This window comes from Ureibacillus sp. GCM10028918 (assembly GCF_042666115.1).
In the GTDB taxonomy this organism is placed as follows: Bacteria; Bacillota; Bacilli; order Bacillales_A; family Planococcaceae; genus Ureibacillus.
The window spans coordinates 1-21,758 of record NZ_JBHTFK010000040.1 but is presented as its reverse complement, the minus strand read 5'-3'; the positions used below and the strand labels follow the sequence as shown (position 1 = coordinate 21,758).

At 36.7% G+C, this 21,758-nt stretch carries 25 protein-coding genes; 17 read left to right on the top strand and 8 right to left on the bottom strand.

Going from position 1 to position 21,758, the window contains the following annotated elements:
- A complete protein-coding gene (locus ACFQU5_RS18765) occupies positions 1-411 on the bottom strand; it encodes a YugN family protein (RefSeq protein ID WP_390291445.1) in 411 nt (136 codons plus the stop codon).
- 90 nt (positions 412-501) lie between these two features.
- The gene (locus tag ACFQU5_RS18760; protein WP_390291442.1) at positions 502-1,215 is read right to left on the bottom strand and encodes a serine/threonine-protein kinase; all 714 of its coding nucleotides are present in this window, start codon (positions 1,213-1,215) and stop codon (positions 502-504) included.
- Between the two features lie 455 nt (positions 1,216-1,670).
- Between ACFQU5_RS18760 and ACFQU5_RS18755 the strand changes: the two genes are divergently transcribed.
- On the top strand, positions 1,671-2,093 hold the full coding sequence (locus ACFQU5_RS18755) for a MarR family winged helix-turn-helix transcriptional regulator (protein WP_390291439.1): 423 nt from the start codon (positions 1,671-1,673) through the stop codon (positions 2,091-2,093).
- A gap of 52 nt (positions 2,094-2,145) precedes the next feature.
- Positions 2,146-3,312, top strand: coding sequence for an MFS transporter (locus ACFQU5_RS18750; protein WP_408063441.1), 1,167 nt, complete (start codon positions 2,146-2,148; stop codon positions 3,310-3,312).
- Between the two features lie 119 nt (positions 3,313-3,431).
- On the opposite strand, the gene ACFQU5_RS18745 is transcribed toward ACFQU5_RS18750, so the two are convergent.
- The 3 genes from ACFQU5_RS18745 to ACFQU5_RS18735 form a co-directional block, all read right to left on the bottom strand.
- On the bottom strand, positions 3,432-5,084 hold the full coding sequence (locus tag ACFQU5_RS18745) for a sodium:solute symporter family protein (RefSeq protein WP_390291433.1): 1,653 nt from the start codon (positions 5,082-5,084) through the stop codon (positions 3,432-3,434).
- Positions 5,085-5,119: 35 nt separating this feature from the next.
- Positions 5,120-5,422, bottom strand: a complete 303-nt coding sequence (locus ACFQU5_RS18740; protein WP_390291430.1) for a DUF4212 domain-containing protein — start codon at positions 5,420-5,422, stop codon at positions 5,120-5,122.
- A gap of 734 nt (positions 5,423-6,156) precedes the next feature.
- A complete protein-coding gene (locus ACFQU5_RS18735; RefSeq protein ID WP_390291427.1) occupies positions 6,157-6,816 on the bottom strand; it encodes a hypothetical protein in 660 nt (219 codons plus the stop codon).
- Between the two features lie 325 nt (positions 6,817-7,141).
- On the opposite strand from ACFQU5_RS18735, the gene ACFQU5_RS18730 reads away from it, so the two are divergent.
- The 3 genes from ACFQU5_RS18730 (at position 7,142) to ACFQU5_RS18720 (ending at position 8,917) form a co-directional block, all read left to right on the top strand.
- Entirely contained in the window at positions 7,142-7,594 is a 453-nt protein-coding gene (locus ACFQU5_RS18730) for a hypothetical protein (RefSeq protein WP_390291424.1), read from the top strand.
- 152 nt (positions 7,595-7,746) lie between these two features.
- Positions 7,747-8,241, top strand: a complete 495-nt coding sequence (locus tag ACFQU5_RS18725) for a DinB family protein (protein ID WP_390291421.1) — start codon at positions 7,747-7,749, stop codon at positions 8,239-8,241.
- A gap of 145 nt (positions 8,242-8,386) precedes the next feature.
- Positions 8,387-8,917: a DUF2179 domain-containing protein gene (locus tag ACFQU5_RS18720; RefSeq protein WP_390291418.1), complete on the top strand. Its 531-nt coding sequence runs from the start codon at positions 8,387-8,389 to the stop codon at positions 8,915-8,917.
- A 112-nt stretch (positions 8,918-9,029) separates the two neighbouring features.
- Here the strand turns inward: ACFQU5_RS18720 and ACFQU5_RS18715 are convergent, their stop codons facing one another.
- The gene (locus ACFQU5_RS18715; RefSeq protein ID WP_486395339.1) at positions 9,030-9,659 is read right to left on the bottom strand and encodes a hypothetical protein; all 630 of its coding nucleotides are present in this window, start codon (positions 9,657-9,659) and stop codon (positions 9,030-9,032) included.
- 353 nt (positions 9,660-10,012) lie between these two features.
- Here ACFQU5_RS18715 and ACFQU5_RS18710 point away from each other — a divergent pair, with 353 nt between their 5' ends.
- Together ACFQU5_RS18710 and ACFQU5_RS18705 are read left to right on the top strand one after the other, a co-directional pair.
- Positions 10,013-10,732, top strand: a complete 720-nt coding sequence (locus ACFQU5_RS18710) for a TerC family protein (RefSeq protein WP_390291680.1) — start codon at positions 10,013-10,015, stop codon at positions 10,730-10,732.
- Between the two features lie 222 nt (positions 10,733-10,954).
- The gene (locus ACFQU5_RS18705) at positions 10,955-11,167 is read left to right on the top strand and encodes a hypothetical protein (protein ID WP_390291415.1); all 213 of its coding nucleotides are present in this window, start codon (positions 10,955-10,957) and stop codon (positions 11,165-11,167) included.
- A 94-nt stretch (positions 11,168-11,261) separates the two neighbouring features.
- On the opposite strand, the gene ACFQU5_RS18700 is transcribed toward ACFQU5_RS18705, so the two are convergent.
- The gene (locus ACFQU5_RS18700; RefSeq protein WP_390291412.1) at positions 11,262-11,483 is read right to left on the bottom strand and encodes a hypothetical protein; all 222 of its coding nucleotides are present in this window, start codon (positions 11,481-11,483) and stop codon (positions 11,262-11,264) included.
- Between the two features lie 546 nt (positions 11,484-12,029).
- Here ACFQU5_RS18700 and ACFQU5_RS18695 point away from each other — a divergent pair.
- From ACFQU5_RS18695 to ACFQU5_RS18685, 3 genes are all read left to right on the top strand, one after another.
- Positions 12,030-12,785 carry a DUF2087 domain-containing protein gene (locus tag ACFQU5_RS18695; protein WP_390291409.1) on the top strand — a complete coding sequence of 252 codons (756 nt, stop codon included), beginning with the start codon at positions 12,030-12,032 and terminating at the stop codon, positions 12,783-12,785.
- A gap of 30 nt (positions 12,786-12,815) precedes the next feature.
- Positions 12,816-13,160, top strand: a complete 345-nt coding sequence (locus ACFQU5_RS18690; RefSeq protein WP_390291406.1) for a GIY-YIG nuclease family protein — start codon at positions 12,816-12,818, stop codon at positions 13,158-13,160.
- Between the two features lie 169 nt (positions 13,161-13,329).
- The gene (locus ACFQU5_RS18685; RefSeq protein ID WP_390291403.1) at positions 13,330-14,361 is read left to right on the top strand and encodes a putative zinc-binding metallopeptidase; all 1,032 of its coding nucleotides are present in this window, start codon (positions 13,330-13,332) and stop codon (positions 14,359-14,361) included.
- A gap of 368 nt (positions 14,362-14,729) precedes the next feature.
- On the opposite strand, the gene ACFQU5_RS18680 is transcribed toward ACFQU5_RS18685, so the two are convergent.
- Positions 14,730-15,047, bottom strand: coding sequence for a thioredoxin family protein (locus ACFQU5_RS18680; protein ID WP_390291401.1), 318 nt, complete (start codon positions 15,045-15,047; stop codon positions 14,730-14,732).
- A 254-nt stretch (positions 15,048-15,301) separates the two neighbouring features.
- On the opposite strand from ACFQU5_RS18680, the gene ACFQU5_RS18675 reads away from it, so the two are divergent.
- The 7 genes from ACFQU5_RS18675 (at position 15,302) to ACFQU5_RS18645 (ending at position 21,224) form a co-directional block, all read left to right on the top strand.
- On the top strand, positions 15,302-16,306 hold the full coding sequence (locus ACFQU5_RS18675; protein ID WP_390291398.1) for a M23 family metallopeptidase: 1,005 nt from the start codon (positions 15,302-15,304) through the stop codon (positions 16,304-16,306).
- A gap of 194 nt (positions 16,307-16,500) precedes the next feature.
- Positions 16,501-17,028, top strand: coding sequence for a YceI family protein (locus tag ACFQU5_RS18670; RefSeq protein WP_390291396.1), 528 nt, complete (start codon positions 16,501-16,503; stop codon positions 17,026-17,028).
- A gap of 198 nt (positions 17,029-17,226) precedes the next feature.
- Positions 17,227-18,210: a ring-cleaving dioxygenase gene (locus ACFQU5_RS18665; protein ID WP_390291394.1), complete on the top strand. Its 984-nt coding sequence runs from the start codon at positions 17,227-17,229 to the stop codon at positions 18,208-18,210.
- Between the two features lie 18 nt (positions 18,211-18,228).
- Positions 18,229-18,822 (top strand): NADPH-dependent FMN reductase, encoded by a 594-nt coding sequence (locus ACFQU5_RS18660; RefSeq protein WP_390291391.1) that lies wholly within the window; start codon positions 18,229-18,231, stop codon positions 18,820-18,822.
- A 215-nt stretch (positions 18,823-19,037) separates the two neighbouring features.
- Positions 19,038-19,976, top strand: coding sequence for a ring-cleaving dioxygenase (locus ACFQU5_RS18655; protein ID WP_390291388.1), 939 nt, complete (start codon positions 19,038-19,040; stop codon positions 19,974-19,976).
- 11 nt (positions 19,977-19,987) lie between these two features.
- Positions 19,988-20,599: a flavin reductase family protein gene (locus ACFQU5_RS18650; protein ID WP_390291385.1), complete on the top strand. Its 612-nt coding sequence runs from the start codon at positions 19,988-19,990 to the stop codon at positions 20,597-20,599.
- A gap of 19 nt (positions 20,600-20,618) precedes the next feature.
- Positions 20,619-21,224, top strand: coding sequence for an alpha/beta hydrolase (locus ACFQU5_RS18645; protein WP_390291382.1), 606 nt, complete (start codon positions 20,619-20,621; stop codon positions 21,222-21,224).
- Positions 21,225-21,758: the final 534 nt, after the last annotated feature.

Here is a 21,758-nt window from a genome sequence, read left to right as displayed (position 1 = left end):
TTAATTGAGGTATTGGAGTACCTTCCCTACGACTTGCTCACCGGCTTGTACCCATTTGTGTTTATTCTGAATTGTCCCATCCTTATCCACAGGAGTTTGGAATTGACTAAATCCTGTTGCATCAAGGAGAGAGCCATCATCAAAGTCTAAACCATAATTGACGATATGTTTAATGACATAAGGTGTTTTAAATTGTATATGTGCATGATCAGAATCGAGCTCCCCACTAATGACAACAAAGGGTAATCTTAAATAGATTGTTTCTCCGTCTTGTTTAGATAAAATAGCATCGAAAAAACCTCGGTCATAATCCCAGTAACCCCCAAGACAAAAACCATAGTTTTTAAGTTTGTCACGCAAGTAACCAAATTGTGCATGTTTTCCTTCAAGTTCAGATTCAAATTGTAGCATTGGTGTCTAACTCCTCCATATATTTCTTGTTATAAGGATAGACAAGAATGAAAGAGGCGATACACAAAACTTACAATAGAAAAACACAAACTATCTTATGTTTGTGTTTTGATAAGGAATTCCATTTAATGCGTCTTCAGCATTTATAAATGCAGGGCGTATTAATAGCAGTCGTTCAATATAGTCGACAACTTCACGTGGGAGATGTAATTCTTCCTGCCAACTATATTCTTTCTTGTGGGTTGGGGAATAAGTGGAATAGAGTAAAAAAAGCAGGAAATGGCCAATGAAATATAAATCGCTTATATGATTTCCAGCGCGTTTCGGATTATCAATGTCTGCGATTCCAAGTTCTTTATTCATATAAGCAGCTAAACCGAAATCTATAATACTAAGCTTGTTATCTTTAAATAAGATATTTGGAATGCGTAAATCCCGATGGACGATGCCTTTTTTATGAAATTCAATTATGATCTTAATCAATTCCTTCGTTATTTGAAGGGACCGCTCAAGCGGAAATGTTTGCCCATCTATAAAAATAGCCTGCTCAAAAGTCTTTCCCTCTATATAATCCATTATATAGTAGGGGATTTCCTGTATTTCACCATGTGAAATGACGGCTGGCACATTGGGAAGTCCAATTTCTTTTAGTATTTTTATTTCTTGAGCAAATTTCTGACGTATTTTTCCCTTACGGCGATGCTTTGTTTTCATGCGTTTTAACACATATTTATTACAAGAGGCAGGATCCTCTAGCAAATAAGCTACTCCGTAAGCCCCTACACCGATTTCTTCTATAAACACGTAAGACGTTTGGGCATTTATAAAGTCTTTTACGAGTTGATCATATTTCTTTTCGGAAAAGTATTGAATGATCATTAGCTACTGAAAAAACTGCGGGAGCTTCTTGAACCAAAAAAGCCTGAACTACGTTTGTAGCCCTTTTTATAGTGCTTGTGACCATAGTAATTATGTTTATTGGAGTAATGTCTTCGGCTGCTTGAATAACGACGGCCTTTTCCATGTCCGCTACCTAGTAATTTCTTTAATATCTTATCTAACATATAATACTTCCTTCCTTAAGTACATTTGTTTAAAATAATTTATTTCGTTGATATTTATTATACGTTCAAAAGCAAAAGAAGTTTCATGATAGGTATTATAATCCTTTTGAAGAACAGATCATATGGACAGCTTTTCATAGTTGTTGTACACTATTATAGTTAGTTAGGGTAACTATTTAGTTTGGGGGATGGAAAATGAATAATTTAGAACCAACACTTTTCGATAGCTATAGAGATCTTTACAGGCCGTATGTAAATGCGGTGAACAATCGACTAGCGAAGCATCAATTATATACATCTCAGTGGGTGGTGTTACGCTTAATAAGCCTTAGGGAATCTTGCACCTTGGCACAATTGGCAAAAGAAACGAGAGTTGAAAAGCCTAGTGTTACACGGATTATTCAAAAGCTGATAGAACTTGGCTACATTGAAATTAAACAAGGTGACGACAAAAGAGAAAAATATGTTCGCCTAACTGAACAAGGAAAAGAAGTGTATACATCTCTGCAGCTCGAGTTATCTACATTTTTAAATGAGCTTACGGTTGGTATAGACGAGGCGGATTTAGAGACTACTCGAGATGTATTAAATCAAATTTTAGAAAAGTTATTAAGATAGGAGCGTTAAGACATTGGTAGACAAAGAGCCATTATGGACGAGAAATTTCATCATGATTTCGTTAACCAATTTTTTGGTTACTTTAATATTTTATTTGCTAATTGTAGTTATTGCAGGATTTGCAGTAGATGAGTTTGGTGCATCTACAAGTACAGCAGGTTTAGTCTCTAGTATCTTTATAGTTGGATCATTATTAGGGCGATTGCTAACTGGACGGGTAATCACTTCTATCGGAAGTAAAAGAACCTTCCAAATTGGATTGATCGCGTTTTTCATCACCACATGGGCATATTTTGTTGCTGCAAATTTACCGATTTTAATATTGATTCGATTATTGCACGGGATTGCAGTAGGGATTATCGGGACAACAACAGGGACATTGATCGCACAAATTATTCCTCCATCAAGACGAGGCGAAGGAATTGGCTACTTTAGTATGAGTGCGGTATTGGCGACGGCAATTGGTCCGTTCATTGGTATTCTACTTACACAAAATACAGAGAGTTTTTCTTCAATCTTTTTATTTAATTCCATACTGGTGGTTGTCTGTGTTTTAATGTACTTTACAGTGAATCTAAATAATATAAGTGCACCCGCAAAAATTATAGAAGCTTCGGATGACAAAGGTTTTAGACTTAGTAATTATATCGAACCGAAAGCATTGCCGATTTCCATTATCGTGTTGTTTATTGGTTTTGCATATTCCGGTGTCATGTCGTTTCTATCATTCTATTCGGAGAGTATTAATTTAGTAAAAGCGGGAAGTTTCTTCTTCCTTGTTTATGCCATAACAATACTATGTACCCGACCAATTACTGGCCCACTAATGGATCGCAAAGGAGCTAATATCGTTTCCTATCCGGCGTTGGCTATTTTTGCTATCGGAATGCTGTTATTTAGCCAAGCGACGAATTCACTTGTTTTTTTAATTGCAGCAGGTCTCATTGGAATTGGGTATGGCAACATGAACTCAATTGCACAAGCACTGGCAGTCAAATCAACAGAACCTCATCGTTATGGTCTAGCAACATCTACTTATTTTATATTTCTTGACATCGGATTAGGGATAGGCCCGTTTATATTAGGCCTGATTGAACCTCACACAACCTATCGTATGCTTTTCTTAGCTATGGTACCTATTATTCTAGTTGCTCTAGTTTTATACTATTTCTTAGTACATAAAAAAACCAGATCCAAGAACAAAACTAATTGTTCTTAGGCCTGGTATCTTTTATAGCTAAGAAAGTAATTAGTAAGAGAAATGCCCAGCTGCAGCACCCTAGCTCTTCGTGGTCGCCTCAATCCTCTCCTACGTGTGCGAGGGCGCTTGCGCTTTTCTTATTCTTCCATATAAACTTCACCGTCTTTGTAAGTCATTTGCTCGGGGTAGCGCAGGTTGATAACAGCGTCTTGGATTTCTTGTGAAGGTGGTTTTGTTGCAAGGGATACAATGATGTTTGTTGCAAATGCTGCTATTGCACCGAATACACCCGCACCAGTATCGATAATGCCAAGAATTGTAAAGCCGCCGTATTTAGCAGCGAAGATATAAGTTAAAGTTACACCAAGACCAACAAGTAATCCGGCGATTAAACCTTTCGAGTTCGAACGCTTCCACCATACGCCAAGGACTAATGCAGGGAAGAATGTACCTGTTGCTAATGCGAATGCCCAAGCTACAATTTGCGTAATGGCCCCAGGAGGATTTAATGCTACTAAACCAGCTAAAAGCGTAGCTATTATTATAGTGATCCGGCCAACATTTAAACGTTGTTTGTCTGTAGCATTTGGTTTTAAAATACGGTAATAAATATCATGAGCAAAAGCAGATGAGATGGCAATTAATAATCCACCTGCCGTAGAAAGGGCAGCAGCCATAGCCCCGGCAGCTACTAGACCGATTACAAATACTCCTAAATTTGCAATCTCTGGTGTTGCCATTACGACAATATCATTGGCAATAATTAACTCATTCCACTCGAGGGTTCCATTCCCACTAGTATCAGCCACTTTTAATAGTCCAGTATCTACCCAAGTTTTCGTCCAGGCAGGAAGTTCGGCGATTTTACTGCCAGCAACTTGAGTCATTAAGATGAAACGGGAAAACGCAGCATATGCAGGTGCGGAGAAGTATAATAAACCGATGAATAATAACGCCCAAGCACCTGACCAACGAGCAGCTTTCATCGTTGATACCGTGTAGAAGCGGGCAATTACGTGAGGAAGACCTGCAGTACCTGCCATTAATGTAAACATAAGAGCAAGGAATTGCCACTTGGTCCCTTTCTCAAATGGTGCAAAGTACTCAGATAAACCTAATTCACGATCAAGCTCTCCCAACTTCCCAACAATTTCACCGTAAGATAACCAAGGTAGTGGGTTACCTGTAATTTGTAGAGACATGAAAATAACAGGTACAAGATAAGCAACAATCAATACAATATACTGAGCTACTTGTGTCCAAGTAATCCCTTTCATTCCTCCAAATGCCGCATAAAATGCAATCAATACTACACCAATCATCGTTCCAAGCTTCGCATCAATTTCGAAAAGACGGCCGATTACTACGCCAGATCCGGATAATTGACCTATGGAGTAAGTGAAACTGATAATCATCGTACAAATTGCTGCGATAATAAGTGCTGTTTTACTTTTAAAGCGATCCCCGATAAATTCAGGAACAGTATAACTACCAGACTTTCTTAGTTGGGGCGCAAGCAAAAATGTTAAAAGCAAATAACCTCCAGTCCAACCCATGATATAGGCTAACCCATCGTAGCCCAGCATCATAATTGTTCCGGCCATACCGATGAAAGAAGCGGCACTCATCCAGTCAGCACCAATAGCCATCCCGTTCCAAATTGGTGGAACACCACGTCCGGCAACGTAGAATTCAGATGTTTCTTTTGCTTTATTAAAAATTGCTATAAAGATATATAAAGCAAAAGTCGCTAAAATAATCACTAACGATGTTATGAATTGTGTATCCAAAAATCATCCCCCTCTGTCGCTAGGCTCAAAAATTATTAATGATCGATAGTAGTTCCCCGTCCGATAGATTCGTTCTTGTTGTGGTCAATTCCATACTTTTTGTCAATTTTATCCCCAACAATTGCATTAACAAAAAGTAATATAATGAAGACCGCTAAAGCACCTTGTGCGCCCATATAGTAGTGTAACGGGAACCCGTTAAAGTAAATATCGCTTAAAGGCTCAGCAAATAGTACGACACCATAAGAAACAATCGCCCAAATAATAAAGTAAATAACCATATAGGTATTTTTCTCGCGGAAGTAAGCATCGGCTTTGCTTTTCTCAATTTTTTTCACTGAATCACCCCTATTTTCAATTTGAAAAAATTTGTTGTTGTAAGGATGGTTATTATTCCTCCATTGAAATGTAATTTCCCACTTCCTTTATGATAGGGTTATATTTTTACTTTGCCTCTTGCTGAGACAAAGAAAAAATTAAAACGCAAAGTACAATTTGGGTCTGCGATGATGGTGAAAAATAAGTATGAGGCTTATAGAAGGGTGATTACTGTAGGCTAAAGATAAATTTAACGGTATCTAAAAATGGGGCTGGAACGAGTACAATTTCGACAACGATATAGAGTGCAATTGCAATGAGCGGCACTGCTAAAAATCCAAAGCGTTTTTTCCTTAAAGCAATAAATAAACAGACTCCTGAAAGTAATAGAAAAATATATAAAATGGCCCATAACCTCCTTATCTTCGACAGCGTATGTTTTTATGTTTAAAACTTATGAGTAAAAACGTCACAATATTATCGATTTTAAAAGAAAAAGTGTTCGTAATAGCAAAAAAATATCTAATCTATCCATCTTTTGAATTAACGATACTTAAAAAGAATAGTTAAAAGGACTTCATCACTAAATGAAGTCCTTTTCATAGAATCAACTACCAGCTCTTTGTTTACCTAGAATTGGATTGATATCTTTATAAAATAACACAGGAAAGTAAAAGAGGGGGGGGGGATTAAAAGTATTCGTGCGTTAAACTCTAAATAAACTGGTCCAAATAATGATAAGGCGAATTATTCACTACAAAAGATATTTGCAAAAATATTCAGCCATTTCTTGATAGGTTAAGTTTAATTTTCGCATTAATCCTATACAGTTTGATAATACAATGTCCGCTCCTTCAGAATGTTCAAATTGTACGCCATAATCTGTCTGAAGAAAGTTGGCGAAATCCCACTTTTCTGGAGAGTTCTGTTTAACGCCATTGTAGTACTGATCCATTTCATTATATAAATCCTCAAAAAACTGTTCGAATAACTCGCTTCGTTCAAATAAATAACGGTAAGTACTACTATTGGTTGGAACTTTCGAAGCATACACATCTTTAGTGACAATTTGAATAATATCTTCCTCATTGATATATTCGCTTGTGGTTTCTTCGATAACCCAAATGGCCGATTGAAATAATGGATGGGATTCAAGAGTTTGCACATTATCTAGTTTTTTGCGAGAAAACTTCTTTAAAATAATGCCGTCATCTGATACATAAAGAACTTCATATTGAAAGGTTGTGTCAATTTCCCAAGTATTGTCGTCTTCTTCTAAAATGGCATAGCTCTCCCCATAGAGTATGTCAGTCTGCATTTGGACTGATTCAAACTCGTAATAAGTTGAGCCTTCAACTGCATACCCAGAATACTTAAAATAAACGTCATGAACGTCTTTTTTACTTGGATTCACAAGACACAGGCTGTATTTTTCCTTTGGAATGACAAATTGAAGAATAGCCTTCAGCTCCTTCTAGGTTGTTAATCCAGATAATTTTTGCTTTTAGAAAAAGCAATTCGATAAAAGATATTCGCAAAATTCAATATTATTCATCTTTATTAATTTTCCTTATCAGTTCTTAATTTGATGGCCATGAATTAATAAAAAAATGAAGACTTAATAAGTGAACTATTTCAAAAAATTATGGATAGAAATTTTAAAGTAGGGATGGTCAACCTATACGGGCTCCTTTTTTCTACATAAATTGATTGTAGTTCAGATAGAAAGGAGGAGTGAAATGTACCCTTTTGATTATGATGATGATTTTTTTGATGAATCCCCAAGAAGAGGTCGTGGGAGAGGTGGACGTCAACCTGGATTTCCAGGTGGATTCCCGGGTGTTCCAGGTGGATTCCCAGGTAGCCCAGGCGGGTTCCCAGGTAGTCCGGGTGGATTCCCGGGCGGAGGCGGCCAAGGTCAACTTCAAGCACCATCTTCACCGCCACCAAACTTTACACCCCAAATGACAACACTTCAACAACAAGAGTTCACTCGTGGTGGTGGAGTAGGTGGAATAAGACGTTGCTTTTTCAGAAATACCTTCGTGTGGATGAGAAACGGTAATAGTTTTTGGTTCTTCCCGATGCTTGCCTTTGGGAACCAAATTATCGGTTTCCGTTGGAGAGGAACAAGAGGATGGGTTTACGATTCCATCAACCGGAATAACATCCTGTTCTTCCAATGCTATTAATTCGCAAATAAGTACGCATCCCTAAATTTCGTATATACCCCCACTTAAAAGTGAGATGCTGTATGTATCTCACTTTTTCGAAGTTTAAGATGTTCTAAGTTGAAAAGAGAAGGAATATGAAATAATAATGACTTTTTATGGGGGAATGAGTAATGGAAGATTTACATAGAATTCGAGAGGAAATAATGAAAAGTGTTCAAACCCTAACAGATGATCAACTAAATACGGTTGTGACAGAAGGGACTTGGAGTATTGCACAAGTACTCGAGCATTTATATATGATGGAAGTAAATGTGGTGCGTCTAATTCAACTGGCACTCAGTAAAGAGGATGAGTTCGAAGCACCTGGATCTTTTCCATTGTCTGTTATCGCAGATCGTAGTATCAAGATAAGTGCTCCAGAATATTTGATCCCATCAAGCAATTTTCAGACATTACATGAGTTGAAAGAAAAATTATCTGCTTCAAGAGCTTCTATAGAGAAAGTATTACAAGAGCATAGCGAGGAAGAGTTGAATCAAAAAACATTCGCCCATCGTCGCTTCGGGGTCTTATCCTTGAATCAATGGATTGCATTAATTGGCTATCATGAACAGCGGCATATCGGACAAATAGAGGAAATTAAACAAGCATTAATAAATAAATAAGAAACCTAAAGCCACTAGTGCTGAAGCTAGTGGCTCATGTACTTGAATATAATAATTCAGCCGAACGAACAAATAATAAGAGTACAATACGCCAATATGGGTAATGAATAGAAGTAGTATATAAATTCTAAAAGAGGAGTTCTGGATGTCTAATATAATATTAATTTTAATATTGCAGCTCGTATATGTACCTCTCTTAACATTAAGAACGATATTCTTAGTAAAGAATCTTACAGTATTTGCTGCCATTTTTGGGATATTGGAAATGCTTATTTATGTATTTGGCCTTTCTTTAGTATTTAATGGAGATCAAAGCTTACTAGCAATGATTGTCTATGCAGTCGGTTTTGGTTTGGGGATGTTCTTAGGAACGAAAATAGAAAATAAATTGGCGATTGGCTATGTTTATGTGACCATTAATACACAAAATAAAAATCAAGAATTAATTGATACACTAAGAACTAATGGTTTTGCAATCACTACATATGTGGGTGAAGGGCGAGATAGCGACCGTTACAAATACGAGATATTGGCTAAACGGAATCGTGAAAAAGAAGTGTTTGCTCTTGTTGAACATATTGAACCAAAAGCATTTATCATCTCCTATGAGCCTAAGTCATTTAAAGGTGGTTTCTTGGTCGATCGAATGCGTAAACAGGCAAAACTTAAGCGATGAGAAAGAGCTAGGGAATATTCTTCCTAGCTCTAGTTTTTATTTAATTCAATATAAGCACAGGAGCTTTTTATTTATTGAGTGGGTTACTATATTAAGAATGTGGCGTCATTACTTACTTTTTAAGTATAAGAGGTTTGATGTTTATGTTATATGCTTGGATGAGCTGTTGGAGTCTTTCTGTCTTGGCAGGTCCTTTTGGGCAAGGGTGATAGTATTCGTTATTCTCGGATTGGATGCCGAATGAAGGAATTCCACTGTCCAAAATCAATTGAAGCCACTCCCTCTTTTCTTCCTCGAAATACCTCCATCTATTTCTTTTTTCAATTCCCCAGCCAATTAGTATCCAAGGGTGCTGAGTCATTTCATATAAAGAAGGAAGTGTAATCGTCGGATATTTTCCAGTGGCTTTTAAAGACTCAAAAAGATTAATGGCTTCCACGCCAATCGTATTCTTTACGTAAAATAAGTTATAAATATGAAGTCGCCCATCTAAACTTGGATGAGTGGCTTTCATGAATTGAATCAATTGCCGCATGGTATTGTCTATAGTAGTTTCATCCGTATGAGAACCATTCATAATCAGCTTTTTCCTTGCTTCTCCTTGTAACTCTGCCGATCCCGGATTCAACATAACGACGGCACCTAATGACTTGCGTGAAGAGCCGAATTGAATATACGTATTTGTTCGATAAACTTCCTCCCCCATTAGCTGAAAGGTGGCAATAGCTTTCACATTTTCCAACTCCCAAACCCCCATCTATACGTAGTGTTATTCATCATATTCATTAGGAGATGAGATTATTATCCTAAATCTATTATTATATAAACTTTTCTGAAAAAATAATCTCTTATTGAGGAAGTGCGGGTTTTAAGCTTATTTACTATAAAAAATGGTGTGAAAATTGGTTGAATTTTATTGGAAGGTATATAATGAGTTCTGTTAGAAATAATATGCTATATAATTGATACGAAAAATAACGGGGTGTATCTATTATATAGATATACCTTTTTTCTATTGAAGAGGCATATGAATTACAATTCATCATTGAGGAGACGAGTAAGGTGTTAAAAGAAGTATTTTCAACCTATGCTTCCATGTTCGATTGGCATATGTGGGCAGAAGTATTAACAAGTTCGGAAAGCTGGGGACTTATTTTATCCTTGGCGGTCATGGAATGTATTTTATCAGCAGATAACGCATTGGTGCTTTCTGCATTTGTAAAGCCACTACCAAAAGAACAGCAAAAAAAGGCACTTATTTATGGATTATGGGGAGCTTATATTTTTCGTTTTATCTTTATCGGACTAGGTACTGTATTGATTAAATTCTGGGTAATTAAATTAGTAGGGGCACTTTATTTATTGTATCTAGCTATTAAGTTTTTCCGTGAAAAAAGAAAAGGACAAGATGCGGATGAAGAGGCTGATGCGAAACCAAAGGGCTGGTTAGTCAAAGTATTCGGAGTGTTTTGGGCAACGGTTATTAGTGTAGAGCTAATGGATTTAGCTTTTTCCGTAGATAGTATTTTAACGGCACTTGCCATATCGGAACAGGTTTGGGTCGTGCTGCTTGGTGGAATGATCGGCATTCTATTAATGCGAGGGATTGCAACCTTCTTTATCGCTCTCATGAATAAAGTACCTGAATTAGAAACCACTGCCTATGTTTTGATTGTCTTTATTGCAGTCAAAATGGGGCTTACAATCATAAATATACACATTCCTAATGAATTATTTATCATCGTATTAATCTTGGCGTTTATTTTAACCTTCATTATTCATGCGTTTCGAAATAAACAAAGTAAAACGATTTAAATAGAGAGATGGTGAAAAAGTCTGAGCTTTTTCGCCGTTTTTATTTTATCGTACATTTTAATGCGGAATATGCCATTACCGAAATGTGACATCTGGATATAAATTCCAAAATTATTTCTTATATAAATCATAATGTTTGTATTTATTGGACTGAATCCACATATCTTGTGTTGATACTTCTCATCAATGTATTAACTTTTAGTAGAAAAGTGAGGTGTAGGCATGTCTGAGTATGAAAGATTTATGGAAGAGAAAAATAAAATTGATAGTTACTTTGACAGAGGCTACCAAGTCATCAGTATTTTTGAAAATTTAAGCGGCACGTTTGTTGATTTTGTTACTGGTGAAGGTGCCAGTGAGCGGGAAGTTGTCCAACTCCAACTCCTTACTACAGAAGCTAGAAAATATATTGCAACCAAGTTATTGTTCAACTAACGATATGAGTAGCGAGGGGGAGAAATACTTCCCTCTATTTTTTTTGGTTTTCCGTTGTTAAAATAAATATTTGCGAGCTTTTATTTAACTTGAGTCATACTGACTTCTTCTTAAAATTAGGAAATTTATAGATGATATAAATAGGAGCAATTGTAAGGAGTGCAGCCAATAGACGAGTTAAAGTATTCGGTTCACCAAGAATCATTTGTAAAAACCTATCAAAACCAGGTATGCCTAACCATTTGAATACAACTGGAATTATGATCATTCCAGTTAAAATTCCTAAAAAACAATAGAAGGTATATTTATTTTGCATTTAACTCCTCTCCTTCACTTTAAATTTTCCACTTATTTCCGTATCTGTTTAGTTGCACGAGAAGAGATAGTTCTTTAATGTGTCTTTTTATTAAGCCTAATCGCGTGTTTGTGAACTCAATAGACTAAACACCATTCTGAAGATAGAAAAAGCAAAGCCCACCAATCCAATGATTCCAACTAACGTCAATAGGGCTTTTTGGTCAGAGTAAAGCATCCCTATAACAAACAATGCAAAACAAATCGTTGCCCCACTCAGGTATAAAAGTAATCTGCCTTTTTTCGTAGTTTGATCACTTCCTTTTAGTTTGTACTATATACGTTCTTATAGATGGATAGGTTTCAAGAGTGATTGAGGATTTTTCCCTTAGTTACTCTTTTTTATTGTAACTGCAAATAAATCGGTCTATTCACTTTGCTAATCTTCCCCTTGACACTATACCAACACTTTGCTAAATTGTTAGTAATTAATGTAAACGGATTTAAGTTATGTTTATCTTTTGAATAAACGTTTCTGTTTTACGTTTGTTAGGAGGGGTGTTAATCTATGAGTCAATCAGAAATACTATGGAGTGCAACGTTAGAGGAAATGAAGAAAGGCTATAGGGAAGATGGGAACCAATATACATGCCTGTTGTGCGGGGAAAGGGTAGAAAAGGGCATAATCTACCCCGAGGGGAACGTTCTTTATGAAGCCAAGCGTTTTATTCGCCTACATGTTGAGCAAGCGCATGGCTCGGTGTTTGAATATTTAGTTGGTCTAGATAAAAAAATTACAGGGTTAACAGAGCATCAAACAGCACTTCTTCGTCATTTTTATGATGGAAAAAGTGATAAAGACATTCAGGAAGAGATGGGAATCGGTAGCAGCTCGACAATCCGACATCATCGTTTTGTATTGAAAGAGAAGGAACGACAGGCGAAAACATTGCTCGCGATAATGGAGTTGTTAAAGGAAAAAGATCAAAATGCACCTGCATTTGTACCACCTCATAAAAATGCAACAATGGTGGATGATCGTTATTCTGTTACGACAGATGAACAGGCAAAAATTCTTGAAAAATACTTTACTAATGGACTAAATGGTCCAATAGCAAAATTTCCCCCAAAAGAGAAGCAACGTATTGTTATTTTGCGAGCAATCGTAGACCGTTTTGATGCATCTGCTATATATACAGAGAAAGAAATGAACGCAATTTTAAAGGAAGTGTACGAAGACTTTGTATTACTAAGAAGGTACCTAATCGAATATGGATTTTTTGATCGAAAAGCAGATGGAAGTGCTTATTGGGTAAAAAAATAGAGCAAGAAAAGCAGAAAGTGAGTGAGGCGTATGGATAGAAAAAAACAATTGAAGCAACAATTTCAAGAAATTGAGACTGTTGCAGGTGTTTATCAAATTAAAAATAAAGTGAACGGGAAGCTATTTGTCGAGAGTACAAGAAATTTAAAAACGATTAACGGAGTGAAATTTACGCTTAACAACAATACACATATGAATAAAAAACTTCAATCAGATTGGAATGAGGTTGGAAAAGAAGCGTTTACTATAGAGATTTTAGATACATTAAAAAATGATGAGGATAACCCGTATTATAACGAAAAAGAGGCTTTAAAAGAGTTGGAACAAAAATGGCTGGATCAGTTGAAACCTTTTGGGGAAAATGGATACAACTAAAAAGGATAACAAAAGTGTACACTTTCCAGAATTGGAAGTTGTGCACTTTTTTACTGTTAAGTAAAGTATTCCTATGCTAGATAACTATTTGAAAAAGTTTATATTTCATTCATTTCAAATCATTAAATTTAGTAATATATAGTGACATGTGTGAAAGGAGGGTACCTTTTTGAAGTTTCTCCGCTTTCTCTTAGTTTCCATCATTGTACTATTAGTTGGTTGTGAAGAGTCGGTGGAAGAAAATCCAGTTGTTACGGTATATGCCAAACCAGTGAGCGAAGCAAGTTCGATTATTGAAATTTCAGAACAAGATCTAGAATTGGAGTCTTCCGGTGACCAGATTGAGTTAGTGAATGTTTGTTATAATGATGAGATCTATATCGAAGAAGAAAAAACTTGTTCTTTGAAAATTGATTGTAACGATACCAACTCCTGTATTGAGTGGGGAAATAAAGTAATTACAGATCTTGAAGCTGATTATGGCTCTCTAGTATATGAAGAATCTGTTGCAACTGGAAATGAAGGGATATCCTTGCTCGCTAGCTATAATGTCGATCATGAGGGAGAAATGATTTACACGGAAGAAAAAGTTTCTGAAGAGATGATGGAGTATCATTCCCGCCTTTGGTATAGCTTTAGTTGGCTAATACCCGAACAATATCGGAAAGCAATCGACCAATTTGAAGTGTTTGAAAGTGGAGACACACTAGCCTATGTATCCTTACACGATAAATATGGACGATATTGGACGTTAGGGATGAATAATAAAGACATTGAACTTGCTTCTGAAACCCTCGTTACATATTTACATGAATATGCACACTTTCTTTCTTTGAATGGAAGTCAAATTGATTATTGGGTAGCAAAAGAAGAGTGTACCTCTTTATTTTTGAAGGATTCCGGGTGTTTTTATGAGGATGCCTATCTAGATGCATTTTACAAAAAATTTTGGGAGTCTGGTGGTCATGGTAAGATAGAAGACTTTTATGTTTCGAGATATGCGATGTATTCTCCTGAAGAAGATTTTTCGGAATCCTTTGCTCATTTTATCTTAACAAAAACGCCCAGTGGACAAAACGTAATGGAAGAAAAGCTTTTATTCTTTTATGAGTACGAAGAACTTGTCCAATTACGAACGGAAATATTAGCTCGCACGGCTACCTGGCTTGTCCGAAGTGCTGGATATAAACCTAAAATATAAGTGCTAGCTTCCCCACAAACGATTTTGTCGAACCTTTATGAATATGTATTTAAAAAGCAAAAAACCCCCTTCGCCTATTGCGTCGGGGATGTTATTTTCTGCAGCCATCTATCCAATATATTATGAAAAGCGTCTTAAAGGGAGGCGCTTTTTGAATTAAAGTACATATTTTATGAACAGTGTCTAGCGCAAGCAACTGAGCCCATTGAGTTCCCTAGGAAGGTAAAAAGCGCCTTCTTGTCGAATGAACCTGCAGCTTGGGGCTTACACGATGTGAGTCATGTCGATTTTTCCATACGATCTGGCGCAGGTCGCTCTCGCTTTTCAGTGTACAGTTATAGTACCCGCAAATTCAGAAATCATAATTGTTATTTTAAACCATCGATAAAGGCTTCAATCTCTTCTTGGGTTTTACGATCCTTGCTTACAAAACGTCCTGTTTCTTCATTCTCGTTAAAAGCAATGAAGCTTGGGATGCCAAATACATCTAGTTCAATACATAAATCGATGAATTCATCACGGTCCACCTTGACGAATTTATATGTGGGCGCATATTTCTCTTCAATTGTTGGCATAACAGGATCGATGAAACGACAATCACCACACCAATCGGCAGAAAACATAAAGATTGTCTTTCCGTCTGATTTTAGCTGTTCAAATTGTTCAACTGATTGTAAATTTTCCACAAAAATTCCCCCTATACTATTTCCCTCATCTTACCATAAATGAATGGTCATTTCCTAGAAGTTGAGTAAGGAATGACAAAAACTTCTTTAAATAATATCCCATAAAACGAACAAAATATTTACGTAAAAAGATTGATTTATTGCCAAACCTTTTAGCAATCAGTTTTCTGTCTCATGCATCATAGAACCAATTCTTTCTCTACTCATGGATTATAAATTACTGCACATTCTAATTGTTGAAAGGAGGGTTCTATTTGGTTCGGCATTTGATTTCATTATTTATCGCCTTGTTCATTGGCAGTTCTGTTCTTTCCGAAGATGTAAAAGCTAATGAAGCGCCAGCGCCTTCGCGGGAACAAGTAGTCGAACAACGTATGTCCATGTATGTTCAATTTCAAGACCATATTGTTCCTTGGTATAATTTAGCGGCTATTGACCAATATGAAAGAAACATTCAAGCGGTTAGACCGGACATTCCCAAACGAGAAAGCACCATTGCCATTCAGTTTTCTAAAGAGTCGTGGGTGGGGGCCATGAACCCTCAACCGGATGATACTTCCACTTTTTCGATAGAATATTTTGGGGGTTTAGGACTTGATGGGAATGGTGATGGCGATGCGAGTCGTGATAATGATGAAGACGTGATGTTTACAGTAGTAAATTATTTGAGTCAATTTGGTCCAACAGAAGATGATTTTAAACTTGCTTTGTACGATTATTATCAGAGCGAGGAGGCTGTTAATCAAATACTAACAATTGCTAAAATGTACAAACACTACGACACAATAGACTTAGATACACATGTTTTCCCTGTTCCTGTACGTGGATATAACTATAGCTATAGAGGAACATGGGGTGCCAATCGAGGCTGGGGCGGAAGACGTATACATGAAGGAACGGATATATTTGCAGGGTACAGTACACCTGTAGTTTCTACATCGTATGGTGTTGTTGAAGTTATGGGATGGAATGAATTTGGTGGTTGGCGCGTAGGAATACGAGATAATCACAATACGTATCATTACTATGCCCATTTAGCATACTTTAATAAGGATTTAAAGGTTGGCGATATTGTAGAACCGGGAATGCTACTTGGTGGAGTAGGTAGCTCGGGTTATGGGAAAGAAGGTACTTCCGGTAAATTCCCACCACATCTACATTACGGGATGTATAAGTTTAACGGTCGTACGGAATGGGCATTTGATCCGTATCCATCACTTACTCAATGGGAGAAATTCTCGAGACAGCAAAAGAAATAAACATGGGGTTGCTCTGAAATGGGCAACCTTTTTTAAAATTTAAAGAACTTTTATTGACAAGAGGGAATATACTGTGGTAAATTTATCTCGAATTAAAGATAAATTAATTCTAACTATAAATCTGAATTTGTAAGTAAAATATTTTTTTAATATAATATCTCGATTTCGAGATAAACAAAATGGAGGAATTTAAAATGGCAAAGTGGACAGTAGATCAATCTCACTCAAGCGTTGGTTTTGAAGTGAAACATATGATGGTTTCTAAAGTGAAAGGAACTTTCGATTCTTATACAGCAGAAGTAGAAGCAGCAGATTTAGCTGATCTAACTACAGCAACAATTGAATTTAAATTTGATATAGCTAGCATCAACACTCGTAGCGAAGACCGTGATAATCACTTAAAAGGTGCGGATTTCTTTGAGGCGGAATCATTCCCGACAATTAACTTCAAGTCTACTAACATCACAAAAGATGGTGATGACTACAAAGTAACTGGTGATTTAACGATCAAAGACGTAACAAAACCAGTAACATTTGATGTAGAGTATGGTGGTAAAGGTACAAACCCATGGGGCGTAGAAGTATATGGTTTCGAAGCAGAAGCTAAAATCAACCGTGAAGAGTTCGGTTTAACTTGGAATGCAGCTCTTGAAACAGGTGGAGTTTTAGTAGGAAAAGACATTAAAATCAAAGTTGAATTAGAGGTTAACCCAGCGGCATAAGGTTAAGCAGGCGAAAATATGAGGGCAGTACAGAGTTTTGGTTGCCCTCTTTTTTAATTGAAAAGGATTTTCTTTTTTAAATGGAGCATTTGCAGAATAAAAACAAAATCAAAAAACCATATTAATATTGTAAATTAAAGTGAAATATTTTTTTAACTAAATATCTCGAATTCGAGATATTATACAGGAGGATTTCTGATGGATGAATTAAAAGGTCTGCACCATGTAACGGCAATTACAAGTAGTGCGGAAAAAATTTATGATTTCTTTACTTATATATTGGGTCTTCGTTTAGTAAAGAAAACAGTTAACCAGGATGATATTAAGACGTATCACTTATTTTTTAGTGATGACGTTGGAAGTGCCGGGACAGATATGACATTCTTTGATTTCCCCGGTATTTCTAAAGGTGTTCACGGTACAAATGAGATTTCCAAGACGTCATTCCGTGTTCCAAATGATGCCGCATTAGAATATTGGGAGAAACGCTTTAATCGTTTAGAAGTAAACCATACGGGAATTAAAGAACAATTCGGTAAAAAGGTTATATCCTTTGTTGACTTTGATGATCAACAATATCAACTGATTTCAGATGAGTTCAATGAAGGTGTGGAATCTGGAACGCCGTGGCAAAAGGGTCCAATTCCTTTAGAATATGCAATTACAGGATTGGGACCAATCTTTATTCGTACCTCTTACTTTGACTACTTTAAAGAGGTTCTTGAAAATGTGTTCTTTATGAAAGAAGTTGCCTCGGAAGAATCATTCCACTTGTTCGAAATGGGGGAAGGTGGAAATGGTGCGCAGGTAGTAGTTGAGTACAATACAATCCTTCCACAAGCTAGACAAGGATTTGGTACAGTTCACCATACGGCGTTCCGTGTAAATAATCGAGCTGATCTAGAAGCATGGCAACAAAGATTGCAAGGCTTTAAAATACCGAATTCCGGATATGTAGAACGTTACTTTTTCGGTTCTTTATATTCGAATGTAGCACCATCCATTTTATTTGAACTAGCAACGGATGGTCCAGGATTTATGGGAGATGAACCATATGAAACACTTGGCGAAAAATTATCGTTGCCACCATTCTTCGAAGAAAAGCGCGACCAAATCGAAAAATTAGTAAGACCAATCGACACAGTTCGCAGTACGAAAAACTTTGAAAAGGAATATGAATAAGGAGGTGACTATAAATAAATGGGATTTTTAAATAAATTATTCGGAACAAAACAAGAGGAGGAACAAACAATGACGAAATTAAACATCGGTATTATTTTAGGTTCAACTCGTGAAGGACGTGTCAGCCCTCAAGTAGGTGCATGGGTAAAAGAATTGGCAGAAAAACGCGGAGACGCTAATTACACAATTATCGATATTGCAGATTACAAATTACCTTTACTGGGTGAAGCTGGCGGTGACACTTCAGGAGTAGCAGCATGGTCACAAGCAATTGCGGCTCAAGACGGTTTCGTATTCATCGTACAAGAATATAATCACTCTATTACGGGAGCTCTTAAAAATGCACTAGATTTCTTACGTGAGGAATGGAATAACAAAGCAGCAGGTATCGTGTCATACGGTTCTGTTGGTGGAGCACGTGCAGCAGAGCATTTACGTGGAATATTAGGTGAATTATCAGTAGCGGATGTACGTGTACACCCTGCATTATCATTATTCACAGACTTCGAAAATGGAACTGACTTTAAACCAAAAGAAGTTCAAGCCGATTCCGTAAATCAAATGTTAGACCAAGTAATCCCTTGGGCTACAGCATTAAAAACAATTCGCTAATAGAAAAGCGGAAGGTGCTCTCTCGGCTCCGACGACAACTGGAGGAATCGACCAAAGGACGCAATAAAGTAAACTTCTTACAATTACAACATGTGCACAGGGTTTGTGTGCATGTTGTATACGAGTCGAAGGTATAAAGTTTGAGCAAATCAATTAAATTGTTTTGAAGGATGTGCTCAGATTTTATACAGACGTAAATTTAGGAGGGAAATCTTTTGAAAAAACAAACGACAGGGATACACCACATCACGGCAATTGTTGGTCATCCGCAAGAAAACATAGATTTTTATGCAGGTGTATTAGGGCTAAGATTAGTGAAACAAACGGTTAACTTTGATGATCCGGGAACATACCACTTATATTTTGGTAACGAAGGTGGAAAACCTGGTTCAATTATTACCTTCTTCCCTTGGGCAAATGCGTATCAAGGTAGAATTGGCGACGGTCAAGTTGGTGTAACTACTTATGTAGTACCTACCGGAGCAATGGATTTTTGGAAAAATCGCTTAAATAAGTTTGATGTTGAATATATAGAAGCAGAACGATTCGGGGAAATCTATCTTCAATTTGACGACCCACATGGCCTGCATCTTGAAATCGTGGAACGTGAAGAAGGTGAATTAAACCCGTGGACTTTTGGTGAAGTATCAAAGGAAGTAGCGATTAAAGGCTTAGGAGGAGCTATTTTATACTCAACTCGGCCACAAGAAACAGCAGCTACACTGGTTGATGTAATGGGTCTGGAAATTGTTGGGACAGAAGGGGATTATACTCGCTTTAAAGCAACAGGTGATATTGGAAATATTATAGATGTAAAAATGTTAACGGGCGTACGTGGAACAATGGGCGTGGGGACAGTCCATCATATTGCATGGCGTGCCAAAGATGCTGTGGATCATCAAGAGTGGCAAGAATACGCTATGAATCATGGCCAACGCGTTACTGAAATAAAAGATCGGAACTACTTTGATGCACTTTACTTCCGCGAGTCAGGGGAAATTTTATTTGAAATCGCTACAGATCCACCTGGTTTTGCTCATGACGAATCTTATGAGACAATGGGAAAACAGTTAATGTTGCCAGAACAATACGAACATACAAGAGAACGTTTACAGATGTCTCTTATTCCAATTGAAGTTAGACCACTTGATTAAGGAGTGTTAGCATGATTGCCATCAACCCCAAGGATATAACTGAACACGAAATTTCTAAAATTCTTAAAGGCTCTATTATTCCGAGACCTATTGCTTTTGTTACAACAATTTCAAATGAAAAGATCGTTAACGGAGCACCCTTTAGTTACTTCAATATTGTATGTGCTTATCCTCCAATGATTTCTTTAGCAATCCAACGTGAGAATGGGGATATAAAGGATACCGCAAGAAATATAAAGAGTAATGAAGAATTTGTCGTTCATATTGTAGATCAGGATAATGTGGCGAAGGTAAATGAAACAGCTGCGCCATTACCTTACAACAAAAGTGAACTAGAACTTGCAAAAATGACGCAAGTTACAAGTAAATTAATTAGCGTACCAGGGATAATAGAAGCGAAAGTTCGCATGGAGTGCAAATTGATTCAAGCCATTCCTTTAGAATCTGACGGGAAAGTGATTTGTGACCTATTGATAGGTGAAGTAATCCAATTCCATCTAAATGATGAGGTTTACGAAGAAAATGGTAGAATAAATGCAGAAAAATTAAACCCGGTTAGCCGATTGGCGGGATCCGAATATGCAAAAATAGGTGAGTTATTCTCAATCAAAAGACCTGAATAATGGGCTAGGAGGTATAAACATGAGACATATATTTAAAGAGGGTACAAATCCAAATAAGCCTGTATTACTTTTACTCCATGGTACAGGTGGAGACGAAAATGGATTAGTACAACTAGCAGAAATTGTAGATCCGGAGGCCTCTTATTTAAGTGTAAGAGGGAATGTATTAGAAAATGGCATGCCCCGTTTCTTCAGACGTTTAGCAGAAGGTGTGTTTGATGAAGAGGATTTAATCTTCCGTACAAAGGAATTAAATGAATTTTTAGAGGATGCATCAAAAGAGTATAAGTTTGAACGACAAAATATCGTTGCAATTGGGTATTCAAATGGAGCTAATATTGCCGCAAGTCTCTTATTTCATTATAAAGATGCTTTAAAAGGTGCAATTTTACACCATCCAATGGTACCTAGACGTGGAATTGGTTTGCCGGATTTAATAGATACGAAAGTATTTATTGCGGCAGGTACAAACGACCCGATATGTCCACAACAAGAATCAGAGGATCTTAAACAATTATTAGAAGCGGCCGGAGCTTCCGTAGACGTACATTGGGAAAATCGCGGGCACCAATTAACGATGAATGAAGTTCAAGCTGCGAAACAATGGTATGAACAAAATTTATAATTTGTGATTGTTTTGTATTAAAGTGCAGATAAATCTAGCTAGAATTTATCTGCACTTTTTTAAACTTTAGGTGCTTTGAAGGGTAGAAAAAATACTGTCGGAGCAAAATGACTTTGTTTTTCTTCTATTAAGAGTAAAAAAACACAAATTGGTATCGTTAGAGAAAAATAAAAATGGAGAATATCATCATGATTTTTTTATCTCAAACTTATTGACATATATTATCGAACAATGTAATATAGTAAAAGTCGCTGCGGTGACGTGAAGAAAACTTATTATATATCGAAAAAAATAATTGACTTCGAGTTGATAAGTTGATATTATATAAAAGTTGTCTCAATTAGTCATCAAAACTTATTTTAAAAAAGTTGTTGACACTAAAGAGATAGCGTGATAATATATAAAGGTCGCTGTTGAAAAGTGACAAAAGATGAACCTTGAAAACTGAACAACAAAACGTTAATGAAACATAGTTTCTTCTATTAATTTAGAGAAACAAAATTTTGGACATCAAAATTGATGCCAGCAGATGTT

Bases quoted from the DNA above. Each gene is read 5' to 3' on its own strand.
- ACFQU5_RS18765 (WP_390291445.1), bottom strand. From the start codon at position 411: ATGCTACAATTTGAATCTGAACTTGAAGGAAAACATGCACAATTTGGT.
- ACFQU5_RS18755 (WP_390291439.1), top strand. From the start codon at position 1,671: ATGAATAATTTAGAACCAACACTTTTCGATAGCTATAGAGATCTTTAC.
- ACFQU5_RS18750 (WP_408063441.1), top strand. From the start codon at position 2,146: ATGATTTCGTTAACCAATTTTTTGGTTACTTTAATATTTTATTTGCTA.
- ACFQU5_RS18730 (WP_390291424.1), top strand. From the start codon at position 7,142: ATGTACCCTTTTGATTATGATGATGATTTTTTTGATGAATCCCCAAGA.
- ACFQU5_RS18725 (WP_390291421.1), top strand. From the start codon at position 7,747: ATGGAAGATTTACATAGAATTCGAGAGGAAATAATGAAAAGTGTTCAA.
- ACFQU5_RS18720 (WP_390291418.1), top strand. From the start codon at position 8,387: ATGTCTAATATAATATTAATTTTAATATTGCAGCTCGTATATGTACCT.
- ACFQU5_RS18710 (WP_390291680.1), top strand. From the start codon at position 10,013: ATGTTCGATTGGCATATGTGGGCAGAAGTATTAACAAGTTCGGAAAGC.
- ACFQU5_RS18705 (WP_390291415.1), top strand. From the start codon at position 10,955: ATGTCTGAGTATGAAAGATTTATGGAAGAGAAAAATAAAATTGATAGT.
- ACFQU5_RS18700 (WP_390291412.1), bottom strand. From the start codon at position 11,483: ATGCAAAATAAATATACCTTCTATTGTTTTTTAGGAATTTTAACTGGA.
- ACFQU5_RS18695 (WP_390291409.1), top strand. From the start codon at position 12,030: ATGAGTCAATCAGAAATACTATGGAGTGCAACGTTAGAGGAAATGAAG.
- ACFQU5_RS18690 (WP_390291406.1), top strand. From the start codon at position 12,816: ATGGATAGAAAAAAACAATTGAAGCAACAATTTCAAGAAATTGAGACT.
- ACFQU5_RS18670 (WP_390291396.1), top strand. From the start codon at position 16,501: ATGGCAAAGTGGACAGTAGATCAATCTCACTCAAGCGTTGGTTTTGAA.
- ACFQU5_RS18665 (WP_390291394.1), top strand. From the start codon at position 17,227: ATGGATGAATTAAAAGGTCTGCACCATGTAACGGCAATTACAAGTAGT.
- ACFQU5_RS18660 (WP_390291391.1), top strand. From the start codon at position 18,229: ATGGGATTTTTAAATAAATTATTCGGAACAAAACAAGAGGAGGAACAA.
- ACFQU5_RS18650 (WP_390291385.1), top strand. From the start codon at position 19,988: ATGATTGCCATCAACCCCAAGGATATAACTGAACACGAAATTTCTAAA.
- ACFQU5_RS18645 (WP_390291382.1), top strand. From the start codon at position 20,619: ATGAGACATATATTTAAAGAGGGTACAAATCCAAATAAGCCTGTATTA.